This is a genomic window from Streptomyces sp. NPDC059900, assembly GCF_050270335.1.
Taxonomy (GTDB): domain Bacteria; phylum Actinomycetota; class Actinomycetes; order Streptomycetales; family Streptomycetaceae; genus Streptomyces.
Genome location: NZ_JBNNJZ010000202.1, coordinates 1 through 13,515, shown reverse-complemented (window position 1 = coordinate 13,515; position 13,515 = coordinate 1). Strand labels below are relative to the sequence as shown.

Below are 13,515 nucleotides of genomic sequence, written 5' to 3'. Positions count from 1 at the left end.
GGCCGGGGTCCGCCGCGTCCGGCAGATGCATCCCGGCCTCCTTTCCGGTGCGCAGGTAGCGCAGAACCGGCTCGGTGAGGCGTTCACCGGGCAGCACCGCGGGGATGCCGGGCGGGTACGGCGTCAGCATCTCCGCCGCGACACGCCCTGCGGCCTCGGCCAGCGGAACATCCGCGGTCGTCGCGAAGTAGGCGTCGCGGGGCAGCTCGACCTGGGCGAGGCGCAGCGCGGCGGGGGAGGGGACGTCCACCTCCGGTACCGGGCGCAGTGCGGCAGCGGTCTCGGCCAGGGCCCGCAGCGCGGCCAGGAGCTGGTCTGTCGTCACGCGGTCGTCGGCGTGGGTGAGCTGGGTGCTGATGCGCCGGTGGTCGGACAGATGCACCTCGATCGAGCGGTGCTCGCGCAGCCAGTCCGCCGCCCGGTAGCCCGAAGTGCCCAGTGCGCTCACGTCGATGACGACCGGCAGCGGATCGAAGTCGGCGGCCGGACCGCAGAAATCGGCGCGGTCGTTCACGTGCAGCCCGTCGATTCCCTCGATCGCCGCCCGGACACCGGCGGCCAGCGCCAGGGCGCCGCCCAGCAGTTCCTTGCCCCGCATCGCCATCTGGCGTCGCCAGCCGTCGAGTCCGGCGTAGATGAGGACGGAAGGGCTCGTGGTGCCGAAGAGGTCCGCGCGGGACTTCAGCACGGTCGGATCGATCAGATCGCCCTGGAGATGGAGGACGGCACCCTGCTCCAGGCCGCTGCCCGTCTTGTGGATGCTCGTCACACAGACGTCGGCGCCCGCGTCCATCGCCCAGGACGGCAGTTCGGGATGGAACGGCAGGTGCGCGCCCCGTGCCTCGTCCACGATCAGCGGCAGGGACCGGCGGTGGCAGACCTCGGCGATGCCCCGCAGGTCGGCGCAACTCCCGTACGGAGTGGGGCTGGTGACCAGGGCGCCCCTCGCGTCGGGATGCGCGGCGAACGCCTCCGCGAACGCCTCGGTCGAGGGCGGGTGCGCCAGATGCCGTTCGGCGTCCCAGGAGGGGTCGACCCAGACCGGCCGGATCCCGGAGAGGATCAGGGCCGAGACGACCGACTTGTGGGCGTCACGCCCGATGAGCAGCTTGTCGTGCGGTCCGGCCGCCGACAGTATCGCCGCCTTGACCGAGAGGGAGCTGCCGCAGGTCGAGAAGAAGGTGTGCGAGGCGTGCACGGCGTCGGCCATCATCCGCTCGGCCCGTTCGATGACCCGCCCGCTGGAGCGCCGGTCGTCCAGACTCCCCGAGGCGAGGAGGTCCCCGTGGAAGACGGCGTCGCCCAGCACCTGCCGCACCAGTGGATCGGCGCCCCTGGCCTGCTTGTGGCCCGGCGGGGTGAAGGCGATGCGGCCCTTCCTGCGGTGGTCCACCAGGGCTTCGAGTACGGGGGCCCGGGAGTGGTCGACGGTCATGGATCACGAGTTCCCGTGCCCTGCGAAGGTCAATCAGATTGACTTCTGCGTGGCCTGATGGGTACTCAGAGTCACATGCGAATGAGTGTGATGGATGTGGGTGCCAACGCGGTCCGGCTGGTTGTTGTGGACGCAGAGGGCGGTGTGCCCTTGCCGGTCCACACCGCCAAGTGGAAGGTGAGACTCTCCGAGCAGGTCGGGGAGAGCGGGATGATCCCCGAAGAGTCCGTGGGGCAGCTCGTGTCCGCTGTCTCCGCGGCCGCCGCGACCGCACGGCGGTGGGGCTCGGCCGAGCCCCTTGCCTTCGCGACGACGGTCGTACGCAGCGCGCCCAACCGCCTCGACGTGCTGCGGGCGGTCGGCGAGGAGACCGGCGTACGGCTGTGCACGCTGCCCGGCGAGGTGGAGGCCGAACTCACCTTCCTCGGGGCCCGCAGATGGATGGGCTGGCGGGCCGGCCCTCTCGCGCTGTTCGACATAGGCGGCGGCACGCTCGAAGTGGCCTTCGGGCGCGGGCGGCTGCCGGACTACGTGGCCTCGCTGCCCCTCGGCGCGCGCCGGCTGACCCGGGAGTTCTTCGACGGAGAGGATCCGCCGAGCGAGCAGAGCGTCAAGGAGCTGCGGCGCAAGGTGCGTCACCAACTGCGGGACGTCGCCGCACGTATCCGCTGGGAGGGGCCGCGCACCGCCGTGGCGACGTCACGCACGTTCCAGCAGCTGGCGCGGCTCGGGGGTGCGGCGCCCGGCCGCCACGGGCCCTTCATGACCCGGCAGTTGAGCCGGTCCGAGCTGCGCGACTGCCGCGACCGGCTCGCCGCGCTTCCGGCGTCCGAGCGCGCCCGGCTGCCGGGGGTGTCGGCGCCGCGGGCCGTGCAGAGCCTGGCCGGAGCGATCGTGGGCCATACGGCGATGAAGCTGACGGGAGTCAAGACGGTCACCATCTGCCCCTGGGCCATCCGCGAAGGCGTGCTGCTGCGGCACATGGAGGACGGCGGGGCGTGGTGGGCGGAGGTCAGCGGCGCGGAGACGGTGCCCCAGCCCGTGCTGGAGCCGATGTCGCTTCAGCTTGCGGCGCTGCGGAACTGAAGCGGGGGCTGCGGAGCTGAAGCGCGGGCCGCGGAGCTGAAGCGCGGCGCTGCGCAAGTGAATGCCGGGCTCATTCCTCGTCGGTGCCGGTTGCCGGCGAGGGAGCCTGGATGCGGGCGACCGTCGCCGACAGCTGCCGGCGGAAGGGCCGCGGGATCTCCCCTCCCGTGGTGGCGCTCACCAGGTCCTCGGCCACGGTGTGCAGCTTGGTGTTGGTGTTCTGGGAGACGGTGACCAGGACGCTCCAGGCATCGTCGGCACTCAGACCGAAGGAGGCCATCAGGACTCCGCGCGCCATGTCGATGACGGGCCGCGTCTCCATGGCCCGCCGCAGCTGCACGAGTTCGTCGTCCGTACCCTGCTCGGCCCGGGAGTGAGGATCCTGCTCGACGTCACTGTCCGGGCCCTGCGCGGTGGCGGAACTGTCCGGGTCCCGCGGAGTGGCGGACACGACGGGAAGCAGGAGCCGCGGGCCCTCGACCGGCGAACGGGGAGATGCGGTGGGTGCGGCTTCGCCGTCCGTTGAGAGCTGAGCGGGAAGTGCACGGTCTGTCATGGCGGCCACTCCGTAGGCAAGCATGCGTCATCACCTCACTCAGCGTCGGGCCGACGAGGCTCACCCGTCAAGAGATACCGGAAACGTGGTTCGTCCTTTTGAATGCGTGAATCAAACGCCCTATCGTGGAGTGATGGGTGCAGTACCTGAACCACACAGCGGTTGGACGTTCCTCACCAACCACGCCCGTGTGCTGGCCGCGATCGCCCACGACCCCGCCACCCGCATCCGGGACATCGCCGCGCGCTGCCGCCTCACCGAGCGTGCCGTGCAGAAGATCGTTGCCGATCTGGAGGGGGACGGGTACCTCTCCCACACGCGCCGGGGCCGCTCCAACACGTACCGCATCGAATCGGGCACGATCCTGCGCCACCCCGCCGACTCGGGGCTCGCCGTGGCGGAACTGCTCACGCTCCTGGCCCAGCACGACGTCGAACGCGGTGACAAGCCCCGGCGGTTGCAGGAAGCGGAGCACGCGGGCGACCGGGAAACCGGCGCGTGACCCGAGGGGGAGCCCGGCGCCGCAGGCCCGGTTGTTCCCCTCTGACCTGCGGCGTATCCGTACCGCGCGAGCCGGATCGCGGTACGGGGCGGCGGTTAAGCTGGGGAGCATGGCCTACGAGATTCCGGTGACGCAAGCCCGTGCAGAGCTCGCCGAGCTGATCAACCGCGTCGTCTACGGCGGCGAGCGGGTGGTCGTCACCCGGCACGGCAAGCCACTCGTGGCCCTTGTCTCCGCCGCCGACCTGGAACGACTCGAGGAGTCACCGGACGCGGACGAGGAGCAGGTGGTCAGCTCCGTCTCGTCGTTGCGCTCCGCCTCGTCCCCCTCGGCGGGTGCGGGGGAGCGGCAGCGCTTCGGTATCGCCGCCGAGCACCGGGGCCCCAACCCGTCGTAGCCGTAGAGCAGTTGAGTACGGCCATGGCCGTACGCCCCCGTCCGCTACAGCGGAGGCGTACGGCCGTCTGTGTGCGCCGCCGGGTCAGGCGACCGGCACCGCTTCCCTTGCGGCCTGCGCCTCGTCGATCGCCGGGGCGGGGCGGCGGCGGAGCGTGCCGAGCAGCACCGCCGTCAGGCCGAGCAGGCCCCAGACGGCGAGGGTGACCAGGGGAGCCGTGGCGCGTGCGCCGTCGAAGAAGGACACCGAGCGCAGCAGGGTGCCCCCGGCGCCGGGCGGCAGCAACTGGCCGATGAGACCGACCGGTTCGGGCAGCAGCTGCGGCGCCGACGTCACGCCGGAGAAGGGGTTGCCGAGCAGGACCATGGCCAGCGCGCCGACCCCGATACCCGCGGAGCCGAGCAGCGCGGCGCACCCGGCGACGGTGGCGCCGACCGCGAGCGTCGAGAGGCCAAGCACTCCCGCCTCCGCCCACCAGTTGCCCGTGAGGACGCCCAGCCAGCTGTGCGTCAGGGCGGCGGCGACCACGCCGACCAGAGCGGCGGCCAGGACGAGCGTGGCCACCGCGCGGATGCCGCGCAGGCCCAGCAGCGTCACGATCGCCCCGGCCGCGACCCCCGCGATGGCAAGCGGCAGGACACTGGCGCCGAGGGCGGCTCCCCGCGGGTCGGCCGCCGGTGCGGGCACGACGTCGGTGGTGGTCACCCGGGCTCCCTCCGGGGCCTGGCCGGCCACCGCCTGCTCCAGGAGCTGGGCGACCACCGGGCTCGCGGCCGTCGCGGTCAGCAGCTTCATTCCCTGCGGGGTGGCGACGACCGCGCCGTACACGGTCCGGTCCTCGATCGCGTCGCGGGCCTCGGCTTCACCGGCGTACCGATGGACCTCGAACGCGCCCTTCTTCTCCTCGAGTCGGTCCTGGAGGGGAGCCGTCGCGGCGGCGGGTCCCGCGACGCCGAGCGGCAGGTCGCGGGGGGCGGTCCTGGTGGCGGGCCAGGCGAAGGCCCACAGGGCGAGGGCCACGAGCGCGGAGACCAGGATGGCCACCGCCACCATGCGGCGGCCCTGCGGAGGCGGGGTGGTGACCGGCGTGGACATGAGCGGAGCTCCTTGGGCTTGACGATCGGGATCTCGGGGTCATTAAAAGAGAAGGATCGTTCGTTTTACGGGATGGCCTCACTGTCCGCCCGGCGCGGCCGCTTGTCAAGAATGAATGTTCGTTCTACTTTTGGGGGCATGGCCCGCGTATCCCAGGAGCACCTCGACGCACGCCGCCGCCAGATCATCGACGGCGCGGCCCTCTGCTTCGCCCGCAACGGCTTCCACGCCACCTCGATGCAGGACGTGCTCAAGGAGGTCGGCCTCTCGGCCGGAGCGGTCTACCGCTACTTCCGCGGCAAGGAGGAGCTGATCGGGGCGATCGTCGGCGAGGTCCTCGAATGGATCCAGGCGACCTTCGAGGCGGCCGCGAAGGAGACCCCGCCGCCCCCGCCGGACGAGCTGGTCGGCCGTGCCCTGTCCCAGGTGCTCGCCCGCAGGCCCGGCGCCCTGGACGGGGAGGTCTCGTACTTCCCGCGTCTGATCGTCCAGGTGTGGGCGGAGACTCTGCGCAACAAAGAGCTCGCTGCCGTGATGAACGAGGGGTACGCCAAGGTGCGGGTGGCCTGGGTGAAGATCGTCGAGGGGTATCAGGCGGCGGGCATGATGCGTGCCGACGTCCCGGCCGACCATGTCGCGCGGGTGATGGTCGCCGCGGCCCAGGGATTCGCCGCCCAGCTCGCCTTGTTCGACGAGGTCCCGGTCGAGGCGCTGCAGGACGGACTGCGCGGGTTGATGAGCATGGGCAGGCCCGTCTGACGGGACGGGAGGTCCGCCGAGGGGAACGGGCCGGGCGGGCCGTCAGGTATCGGGGAGCCCAGCTGATGGTCATGAAGGAGTCAAGCGCTGGTTAACCTCGTTGAAACTCCTCCCGACTAGCCTGCAATGCCACGCCACCAGGGGTTTTCGTAACCGGGGTGCGCAAGATCCAGCGTACTGTCTGTGTGTTACATCTATATCCGTCGCGGTGGCCGCGGCAGCCGGACCCCGCACGGTCCGGAGCGAGGACTGTGAGGTGGGACGCGTGCAACTGACCCCGCACGAGCAGGAGAGACTGCTCATCCATGTGGCCGCGGACGTGGCCGAGAAGCGAAGGGCGCGGGGGCTCCAGCTCAACCACCCCGAGGCGGTCGCCCTCATCACGTCCCACATTCTCGAAGGTGCCCGCGACGGCCGTACCGTCGCCGAACTCATGTCGTCGGGGCGCAAGGTGCTCACCCGCGACGACGTCATGAGCGGCATCCCCGAGATGATCCACGACGTCCAGGTCGAGGCCACCTTCCCGGACGGCACGAAGCTCGTCACAGTCCACGACCCGATCGTCTGACGGGGGCCTGCCAGATGAGTCCCGCGCAGCCCGTCGTGCCCGGCGAGATCCTCTTCGCCGACGAACCCGTCGCCTACAACACCGGCCGCGAAGTCACCCCCCTCACCGTCCTCAACGCCGCCGACCGCCCCGTCCAGGTCGGCTCCCACTACCACTTCGCCGAGGCCAACCCCGGTCTCGACTTCGACCGTGCCGCCGCGCACGGCAAGCGGCTCAACATCCCCGCCGGCACCGCGGTGCGCTTCGAGCCCGGAATCCCCGTCGACGTCGAACTCGTCCCCCTGGCCGGTCTGCGCATCGTGCCCGGCCTGCGCGGCGAGACCGGAGGTCCCCTCGATGCCTGAGCTGTCCCGCGCCGCGTACGCCGACCTGTTCGGCCCCACCACGGGCGACCGGATCCGGCTCGCCGACACCGACCTCCTCGTCGAGATCGAGGAGGACCGCTCCGGCGGGCCCGGACTCTCCGGCGACGAGTCGGTGTTCGGCGGCGGCAAGGTCATCCGCGAGTCGATGGGCCAGTCGCGCACGACACGCGCCCAAGGAGCCCCCGACACCGTCATCACCGGCGCCGTGATCATCGACCACTGGGGCATCGTCAAGGCCGACGTCGGCATACGTGACGGCCGCATCACCGGCATCGGCAAGTCCGGCAACCCGGACACCATGGACGGCGTCCACCCCGAACTCGTCATTGGCCCGGAGACCGAAGTCATCGCGGGCAACGGCAAGATCCTCACCGCCGGCGGCATCGACACCCACATCCACTTCATCTCGCCGACCATCGTCGACGAGGCGCTCGCCTCCGGGGTCACCACCCTCATCGGCGGCGGCACCGGACCTGCCGAGGGCAGCAAGGCCACCACCATCACCCCCGGCGCGTGGCACCTGGCCCGGATGTTCGCGGCCATGGAGTCGAGCCCGGTCAACATCGGCTTCCTCGGCAAGGGCAACACGGTCTCCGCCGATTCCATGCACGCCCAACTGCGGGCGGGCGCCGTCAGCTTCAAGATCCACGAGGACTGGGGTGCCACACCCGCCACCATCGACGCCTGCCTGAACGTCTGCGAGGACACCGGAGCCCAGCTCGCCGTCCACACCGACACGCTCAACGAAGCGGGCTTCGTCGGCGACACCTTCGACGCCGTCGCGGGCCGCACGCTGCACGCCTTCCACGTCGAGGGCGCGGGCGGCGGACACGCCCCGGACATGATCACGGCGGTGTCCCTGCCGAACATGCTGCCCAGCTCCACCAACCCGACCCGGCCGCACACCGTCAACACCATCGAGGAACACCTCGACATGCTGATGGTCTGCCACCACCTCAACGCGGCGGTCCCCGAGGACCTCGCCTTCGCCGAGTCGCGGATCCGCCCCACCACCATCGGGGCCGAGGACATCCTGCACGACATCGGCGCCATCTCGATCATGTCGTCGGACTCGCAGGCCATGGGCCGCATCGGCGAGGTCGTCATGCGCACCTGGCAGACGGCCCACGTGATGAAGCGGCGGCGAGGCTTCCTGCCGGGGGACGTCCGTGCGGACAACCACCGCGCACGTCGATATGTCGCCAAGTACACGATCAACGCGGCGGTCGCGCAGGGCGTCGACCACGTGATCGGCTCGGTCGAGAGCGGCAAGCTCGCCGACCTGGTGCTGTGGGACCCGGTGTTCTTCGGCGTCAAGCCGCAGCTGGTCATCAAGGGCGGCCAGATCGCGTACGCGCAGATGGGCGACGCCAACGCCTCCATCCCCACGCCGCAGCCGGTCCTGCCGCGCCCCATGTTCGGTGCGCACGGCACCGCTCCGGGCCTCAACTCCTTCAACTTCGTCACGCAGTCGGCGCTTGACGACGGGCTGCCCGAACGGCTCGGCCTGGCCAAGGAGTTCACCGCGATCCGCTCGACGCGCGGGCGCACCAAGGCGGACATGCGCGAGAACGACGCCCTGCCGAGGGTGGAGGTTGCCCCCGACAGCTTCGCCGTCACCATCGACGGTGAGCTCGTCGAACCGGCCCCCGCCGCCGAACTGCCGCTCGCGCAGCGGTACTTCCTGTTCTGACGGGCGCTGTCATGTCCCAAGCCGCACTACTGGTCCTGGCCGACGGCCGGTTTCCCGCCGGAGGGCACGCGCACTCCGGCGGGGCCGAGGAAGCCGTCAAGGCGGGGCGCATCACCGGCGGAGCCGACCTGGAGGATTTCTGCCGGGGGCGGCTGCACACGACGGGGCTCGTGTCGGCATCCCTGGCTGCGGCGGCCGCGCTCGGGCTCGATCCGCTGGAGCTCGACGAGGCCGCCGACGCGCGCACGCCCTCGGCCGCGCTGCGGGTCGCCGGGCGGCGGCTCGGGCGGCAGATGATGCGGGCGGCGCGGGCCGCCTGGCCCGATCCCTCCCTGGACCGGCTGGCCGCCGCCCGTCCCAAGGGCGCGCACCAGCCCGTCGTGCTCGGGCTCGCTGCCCGGGCCGCGGGCCTGGGGGCGCAGGACGCCGCGTACTGCTCCGCGTACGAGAGCGTCAGCGGGCCCGCGACGGCGACCGTGCGGTTGCTGAGCCTGGACCCGTTCGACGCGACGGGCGTCCTCGCCCGCCTCGCGCCCGAGCTCGACCTGGTCGCCAGGTCCGCCGCGGACGCGGCGCGGTGCGCGGTCGCCGAGGGGGTCGACGCGCTGCCCGCGGCGTCCGCGCCGCTGCTGGAGATCGGGGCGGAGGCCCATGCCGCGTGGCCCGCGCGGTTGTTCGCGTCGTAGCGGCGCTTCCTCCTCCCCGCACCCGCCCCGACGCCCTGCCGTACAGGCTGCCGTGCAGGGCCGACTGAACCGCTGAACCATTGGAGTCGCACCATGCATCTCGACCACTCCCACGATGAATCCACCGCCGTGAGCGCCGACGCCCACCGCCCCGACGGGCGGCGGCGCGCCCTGCGGATCGGCCTCGGCGGGCCCGTCGGCTCCGGCAAGACCGCCACCGTCGCCGCGCTCTGCAAGGAGCTGCGCGACGAGCTTGCCCTCGCCGTCGTCACGAACGACATCTACACCCGCGAGGACGCCGAGTTCCTGCTGCGCGAGGCCGTACTGCCGCCCGAGCGGATTACCGCCGTGGAGACCGGAGCCTGCCCGCACACCGCGATCCGCGACGACATCTCCGCCAACCTGGAGGCCGTGGAGGACCTGGAGGACGAGATCGGGCCGCTCGACCTGATCCTCGTCGAGTCCGGCGGGGACAACCTCACCGCCACCTTCTCCAAGGGCCTCGTCGACGCCCAGATCTTCGTGATCGACGTCGCGGGCGGCGACGACATCCCGCGCAAGGGCGGCCCCGGCGTCACCACCGCCGATCTGCTCGTCGTCAACAAGACCGACCTCGCCCCGTACGTCGGCTCCGACCTCGCGGGGATGGCCGCGGACGCCAAGGCCCAGCGCGCCGAGCTGCCCGTGATCTTCCAGTCGTTGCGGTCGGACGTGGGCGTCGGGCCCGTCGCCGCCTGGGCGCGCGCCCAGTACGCCGCCTGGACCGCGTCCGCATGACCGTGCACACCGTCGTGGCGTCCGGGGTGCGCGGCACCGCCCGTATCACCGCGCGGGGCGACGGGCGGGGCGGCACCGACCTGCCCGTGCTCGACGGCGAGGGGCCGATCGTGCCGCGCCGCACCCGGTCGGCCGGAGCGGGCGCCCGCGTCACCCTCGTCGGAGCGATGAGCGGCCCTCTCGGGGGCGATCACCTCACCGTCGAGGCCGCCGCGGAGGAGGGGGGCCGGCTGCACATCGGCTCGGCCGCCGCCACGCTCGCCCTGCCCGGGCAGTCGAAGGAGGCGGCGCGCTACGACGTGCGGCTCAGGGTCGGCGACGCGTCGGAACTGGTCTGGCTGCCGGAGCAGTTGATCTCCGTACGCGACAGTGATCTGCGGGTCACCACGCGCGCCGAGCTCGCCGCGGGCGCGAGCCTCGTGCTGCGGGAGGAGCAGGTGCTCGGGCGGACCGGCGAGGAAGCGGGCCGCCTCACCAGCCGCCTGACCGTCCGCCGCGCCGGCCGCCTCCTCCTGGACCAGGAACTCTCCTGCGGCCCCGGCGCCCCCGGCGGCTGGGACGGCCCGGCGGTCCTGGCGGGCAACCGCGCGATCGGCCAACTGGTCGTCGTGCGCCCGGAGTTCGAACAGTCCCCTCCTGGCCCCGCACTGCTCGGCGAAGCAGCATCACTCACGCCCCTCGCCGGCCCCGCGGTACTGGTCACCGCAATCGCCCCCGACGCCCTGCGGATCCGCCGCACCCTGGACGAGGCCCTGCGCACGCTCACCTGACCCCCTGACCCCCTGGCCGCAATCGCTCAGCGGAGCCCCTGCACCGGGCGGTTGCCCGCGTCCGCCCGGGGAAAGATGTCCCGTGCATCTCAGGGAGTCGGAGGGGGCTGCTCATGAGCGGTACATCACCGTCGCGTGACGACAGGACAGAGCCGGAGCAGGTGCCCGAGCGCGGATCCGGCCGCTTCAGCGACGGCCCTCCCGATCCCCTCGCCTCGCAGCTCGCCAAGGTCAACAGGGGAGAACGCATTTCGACTCCAGGAGACAACGCAAACGGCGCAGACCGTGACCCCGACGACGAGGCCCATCGGGGCCATGATCACAGCGGCCCCTTTGCGCAGAGGCGTCGCCGGAAGAACTGACGCACAGGACTGAGTCGCCCTCCGCCCACGGGCGTGGCGGAGGAGTTCGGCCGCGGCCGAACGGCAGCCTTGTGGTGGTGTCGGTCGGCTGTTCCCATGTGTCTGGGGTCTGGACTCGTATGGGGGCAAACGTGAGTGATCTCAGGGTCGTTCGGTGGAAGCGGCACGGGCAGGACCGGCTCTACGTGAATCTCCCTGACGGTTCCGCCGTGGCAAGGGCCGACTGCCGGACGGGCAAGGTCACGATCCTGGTCGAGCCGTATCGGCATGAGGCACTCAGGTTGTTGCGTCCGCTCCTCACGCGGCCTTCGCCTGCATCGAGATCCAGCGCCGCCGAGAAGCCAGAACCGCGTGGGCCCAAGCCGCGTGGCCCCAAGCCGCGTGGTCGCGAACCGCGCAGTGCGGCAGGGCGGGAAGCCGCTCCGGAGCTGCCTCCGCTGACGGCGCCGGACGATCTGGCCTTGAACCGGCCGGGGGAGGGCCTCAGGCGCCTGCTCGCCGAGAAGGGGCCCGGCCCTGCGCAGCGGGTGCTCTTGTGGTTGTTGCGGCGTGAGTCGGAGTGGGATTCGTGGCGTATGGGGCTCGCCGGTGAGCGTCGGGTCGGCGGCGAGTTACAGCGACTCTCGCGGTCCGGCTGGCGGGTGCTGCATTCCGTGCCGTTGCCCCGGGACGTGGACATCGACCATCTCCTGATCGGTCCCGGCGGAGTGTTCAGCATCAACACCAAGCGGCACTTCGGGAAGTCCGTGTGGGTCGGCGACGAGATGGCGAAGGTCGGTTACGGCCCGCCGCAGCCGTACGCACGCAAGAGCAAGGCGGAGGCCGCCCGAGTCCAGGCGGTGCTGGAGCGGTACGCCGGCATCCCGGTCCAAGTGCAGCCGGTCATCGTGTTCGTCGGCGTGACGAAACTGACCAAGGCGGCCACGCAGTTCACCGTCCGCGTGTACCGCGAGCGGGAAGTATCCGCGCTCGGCCCGCTCAGCGGGGTGCTCGATGCCGACCAGATCGAAGCGCTGTACGCGGTGGCACGACACCGGCGCGCTTGGCTGTCCGCCTGAGCCCTCGGGAGCCGTAGTCACGCAGATAGTCACGCATGCCGTGGTCGACACCTGGTTCCCCGCGCGACCAGGCCACCCCACCCGGACAAACCGCTCACCGGTTCCCCCGACCCGGTTATCGGATTGGTAAAGAAATACCTGTCCACTCTGTCGCACTGAACCCGTTGACCGACAGGATCCTCCTACTGTTCGAAAATCGACAGGTAAATCGACAGGGGGAGGAACCAGTTGAGACGCACCACAGCATTCGGCGCAGCCGGCACGCTGATCACGGGCTCGCTCATAGCGGGCGCGATCATGGCGCCGGTCGCCAATGCCGACGCCCGCCAGGGCAGCGGCAGCGCTGACGCCCGGCAGCGGACCAGCTCCGAGGCGCGCGGTGTCGCGCTCGCCGCGCAGCGTGCCGCGAAGGCCGGCATCGACTGGCAGGCGTGCCCCGCCGACTGGGGTCTGGAGAAGGCCGTCACGTGTGGCTGGGTGACCGTCCCGGTCGACTACGCCAAGCCCAACGGCAAGAAGATCAAGCTCGCCGTCGACCACATCGGCAGCACCGGGACGAAGAAGGAGCGCCAGGGCGCGCTCGTCTACAACCCCGGCGGCCCCGGCGGTTCCGGGCTCCGCTTCCCCAACCGCGTGGCCACCAAGTCCAAGCTCTGGGAGAAGACGGCCAAGGCCTACGACTTCGTGGGCTTCGACCCGCGCGGTGTCGGCCACTCGGCACCCATCTCCTGCGTGGACCCGCAGGAGTTCGTCAAGGCCCCCAAGCTCGACCCGGTGCCGGACTCCGAGGCGGACAAGCGCGCCCAGCGCAAGCTGGCCGCCGAGTACGCGGCCGGCTGTGCCGAGCGCAGCGGCGACATGCTGCCGCACATGACGACCCCGAACACCGCTCGTGACCTGGACGTCATCCGGGCCGCGCTCGGCGAGAAGAAGCTGAACTTCCTCGGCGTCTCCTACGGCACCTACCTCGGCGCGGTCTACGGGACGCTGTTCCCGTCGCACGTGCGCCGCATGGTCGTCGACTCGGTGGTCAACCCCTCGAAGAAGAAGATCTGGTACGAGGCCAACCTCGACCAGGACATCGCCTTCGAGATCCGCCTCAAGGACTGGATGAAGTGGGTCGCCAAGTACGACGCCACCTTCCACCTCGGGGACACGGCGGCGAAGGTCGCCAAGAACTGGGACAAGCTGCGCGCCGCAGCGAAGAAGGAGCCCCTGGGCGGAGTCGTCGGCCCCGCCGAGCTGATCTCCTACTTCCAGAGCGCCCCGTACTACGACTCCGCCTGGGTCGGGATCGCGACGAACTTCAGCAAGTACGTCGCCGGTGACGCCAAGCCGCTGATCGAGGCAGCCAGCCCCGACCTGTCGGTCACCGCTTGCAACAACGCCTCGGAGAACGGCAAGGC

General features: G+C 71.2%; 15 protein-coding genes. 12 read left to right on the top strand and 3 right to left on the bottom strand.

All coding sequences use genetic code 11. From position 1 onward, the window contains the following. The coding region (locus ACQKIP_RS24280; RefSeq protein ID WP_427744046.1) for an aminotransferase class I/II-fold pyridoxal phosphate-dependent enzyme at positions 1 to 1,435 on the bottom strand (1,435 nt) is incomplete at its 3' end. 75 nt (positions 1,436 to 1,510) lie between these two features. Between ACQKIP_RS24280 and ACQKIP_RS24275 the strand changes: the two genes are divergently transcribed. Continuing rightward, positions 1,511 to 2,521: a Ppx/GppA family phosphatase gene (locus ACQKIP_RS24275; protein WP_365860981.1), complete on the top strand. Its 1,011-nt coding sequence runs from the start codon at positions 1,511 to 1,513 to the stop codon at positions 2,519 to 2,521. A 70-nt stretch (positions 2,522 to 2,591) separates the two neighbouring features. On the opposite strand, the gene ACQKIP_RS24270 is transcribed toward ACQKIP_RS24275, so the two are convergent. Further along, complete coding sequence (locus ACQKIP_RS24270; protein ID WP_365860983.1) at positions 2,592 to 3,077, bottom strand: ANTAR domain-containing protein; 486 nt, start codon at positions 3,075 to 3,077, stop codon at positions 2,592 to 2,594. Between the two features lie 133 nt (positions 3,078 to 3,210). Here ACQKIP_RS24270 and ACQKIP_RS24265 point away from each other — a divergent pair, with 133 nt between their 5' ends. After that, positions 3,211 to 3,579, top strand: a complete 369-nt coding sequence (locus ACQKIP_RS24265) for a helix-turn-helix transcriptional regulator (RefSeq protein WP_365860985.1) — start codon at positions 3,211 to 3,213, stop codon at positions 3,577 to 3,579. Between the two features lie 109 nt (positions 3,580 to 3,688). Continuing rightward, complete coding sequence (locus ACQKIP_RS24260) at positions 3,689 to 3,976, top strand: type II toxin-antitoxin system Phd/YefM family antitoxin (RefSeq protein ID WP_365860986.1); 288 nt, start codon at positions 3,689 to 3,691, stop codon at positions 3,974 to 3,976. An 84-nt stretch (positions 3,977 to 4,060) separates the two neighbouring features. On the opposite strand, the gene ACQKIP_RS24255 is transcribed toward ACQKIP_RS24260, so the two are convergent. Then, positions 4,061 to 5,071, bottom strand: coding sequence for an ABC transporter permease (locus ACQKIP_RS24255; protein ID WP_365860987.1), 1,011 nt, complete (start codon positions 5,069 to 5,071; stop codon positions 4,061 to 4,063). A 138-nt stretch (positions 5,072 to 5,209) separates the two neighbouring features. On the opposite strand from ACQKIP_RS24255, the gene ACQKIP_RS24250 reads away from it, so the two are divergent. The 9 genes from ACQKIP_RS24250 to ACQKIP_RS24210 all read left to right on the top strand — a co-directional run. Next, complete coding sequence (locus tag ACQKIP_RS24250) at positions 5,210 to 5,830, top strand: TetR/AcrR family transcriptional regulator (RefSeq protein WP_365860989.1); 621 nt, start codon at positions 5,210 to 5,212, stop codon at positions 5,828 to 5,830. 265 nt (positions 5,831 to 6,095) lie between these two features. After that, positions 6,096 to 6,398: an urease subunit gamma gene (locus tag ACQKIP_RS24245; RefSeq protein ID WP_365860991.1), complete on the top strand. Its 303-nt coding sequence runs from the start codon at positions 6,096 to 6,098 to the stop codon at positions 6,396 to 6,398. Positions 6,399 to 6,412: 14 nt separating this feature from the next. After that, on the top strand, positions 6,413 to 6,742 hold the full coding sequence (locus ACQKIP_RS24240) for an urease subunit beta (protein ID WP_365860992.1): 330 nt from the start codon (positions 6,413 to 6,415) through the stop codon (positions 6,740 to 6,742). Then, entirely contained in the window at positions 6,735 to 8,456 is a 1,722-nt protein-coding gene (locus ACQKIP_RS24235) for an urease subunit alpha (RefSeq protein WP_365860993.1), read from the top strand. Before ACQKIP_RS24240 ends, ACQKIP_RS24235 begins: the two co-directional genes overlap by 8 nt. An 11-nt stretch (positions 8,457 to 8,467) precedes the next feature. Then, positions 8,468 to 9,142: an urease accessory protein UreF gene (locus tag ACQKIP_RS24230; RefSeq protein ID WP_365860994.1), complete on the top strand. Its 675-nt coding sequence runs from the start codon at positions 8,468 to 8,470 to the stop codon at positions 9,140 to 9,142. A gap of 93 nt (positions 9,143 to 9,235) precedes the next feature. Continuing rightward, positions 9,236 to 9,919, top strand: a complete 684-nt coding sequence (gene ureG / locus ACQKIP_RS24225) for an urease accessory protein UreG (RefSeq protein WP_365860996.1) — start codon at positions 9,236 to 9,238, stop codon at positions 9,917 to 9,919. After that, positions 9,916 to 10,689 carry an urease accessory protein UreD gene (locus tag ACQKIP_RS24220; protein WP_365860998.1) on the top strand — a complete coding sequence of 258 codons (774 nt, stop codon included), beginning with the start codon at positions 9,916 to 9,918 and terminating at the stop codon, positions 10,687 to 10,689. The genes ureG and ACQKIP_RS24220 overlap by 4 nt, the downstream gene beginning before the upstream one ends. A 481-nt stretch (positions 10,690 to 11,170) precedes the next feature. Then, a complete protein-coding gene (locus tag ACQKIP_RS24215; RefSeq protein WP_427744048.1) occupies positions 11,171 to 12,109 on the top strand; it encodes a nuclease-related domain-containing protein in 939 nt (312 codons plus the stop codon). A gap of 228 nt (positions 12,110 to 12,337) precedes the next feature. After that, positions 12,338 to 13,515, top strand: a 1,178-nt coding sequence (locus ACQKIP_RS24210; protein ID WP_427744040.1) for an alpha/beta fold hydrolase, incomplete at its 3' end; no start/stop codon positions are given.

Coding starts and splice junctions, on each gene's coding strand:
- ACQKIP_RS24275 (WP_365860981.1), top strand. CDS start 1,511: ATGCGAATGAGTGTGATGGATGTGGGTGCCAACGCGGTCCGGCTGGTT.
- ACQKIP_RS24270 (WP_365860983.1), bottom strand. CDS start 3,077: ATGACAGACCGTGCACTTCCCGCTCAGCTCTCAACGGACGGCGAAGCC.
- ACQKIP_RS24265 (WP_365860985.1), top strand. CDS start 3,211: ATGGGTGCAGTACCTGAACCACACAGCGGTTGGACGTTCCTCACCAAC.
- ACQKIP_RS24260 (WP_365860986.1), top strand. CDS start 3,689: ATGGCCTACGAGATTCCGGTGACGCAAGCCCGTGCAGAGCTCGCCGAG.
- ACQKIP_RS24255 (WP_365860987.1), bottom strand. CDS start 5,071: ATGTCCACGCCGGTCACCACCCCGCCTCCGCAGGGCCGCCGCATGGTG.
- ACQKIP_RS24250 (WP_365860989.1), top strand. CDS start 5,210: ATGGCCCGCGTATCCCAGGAGCACCTCGACGCACGCCGCCGCCAGATC.
- ACQKIP_RS24240 (WP_365860992.1), top strand. CDS start 6,413: ATGAGTCCCGCGCAGCCCGTCGTGCCCGGCGAGATCCTCTTCGCCGAC.
- ACQKIP_RS24235 (WP_365860993.1), top strand. CDS start 6,735: ATGCCTGAGCTGTCCCGCGCCGCGTACGCCGACCTGTTCGGCCCCACC.
- ACQKIP_RS24230 (WP_365860994.1), top strand. CDS start 8,468: ATGTCCCAAGCCGCACTACTGGTCCTGGCCGACGGCCGGTTTCCCGCC.
- ureG (WP_365860996.1), top strand. CDS start 9,236: ATGCATCTCGACCACTCCCACGATGAATCCACCGCCGTGAGCGCCGAC.
- ACQKIP_RS24220 (WP_365860998.1), top strand. CDS start 9,916: ATGACCGTGCACACCGTCGTGGCGTCCGGGGTGCGCGGCACCGCCCGT.
- ACQKIP_RS24215 (WP_427744048.1), top strand. CDS start 11,171: ATGGGGGCAAACGTGAGTGATCTCAGGGTCGTTCGGTGGAAGCGGCAC.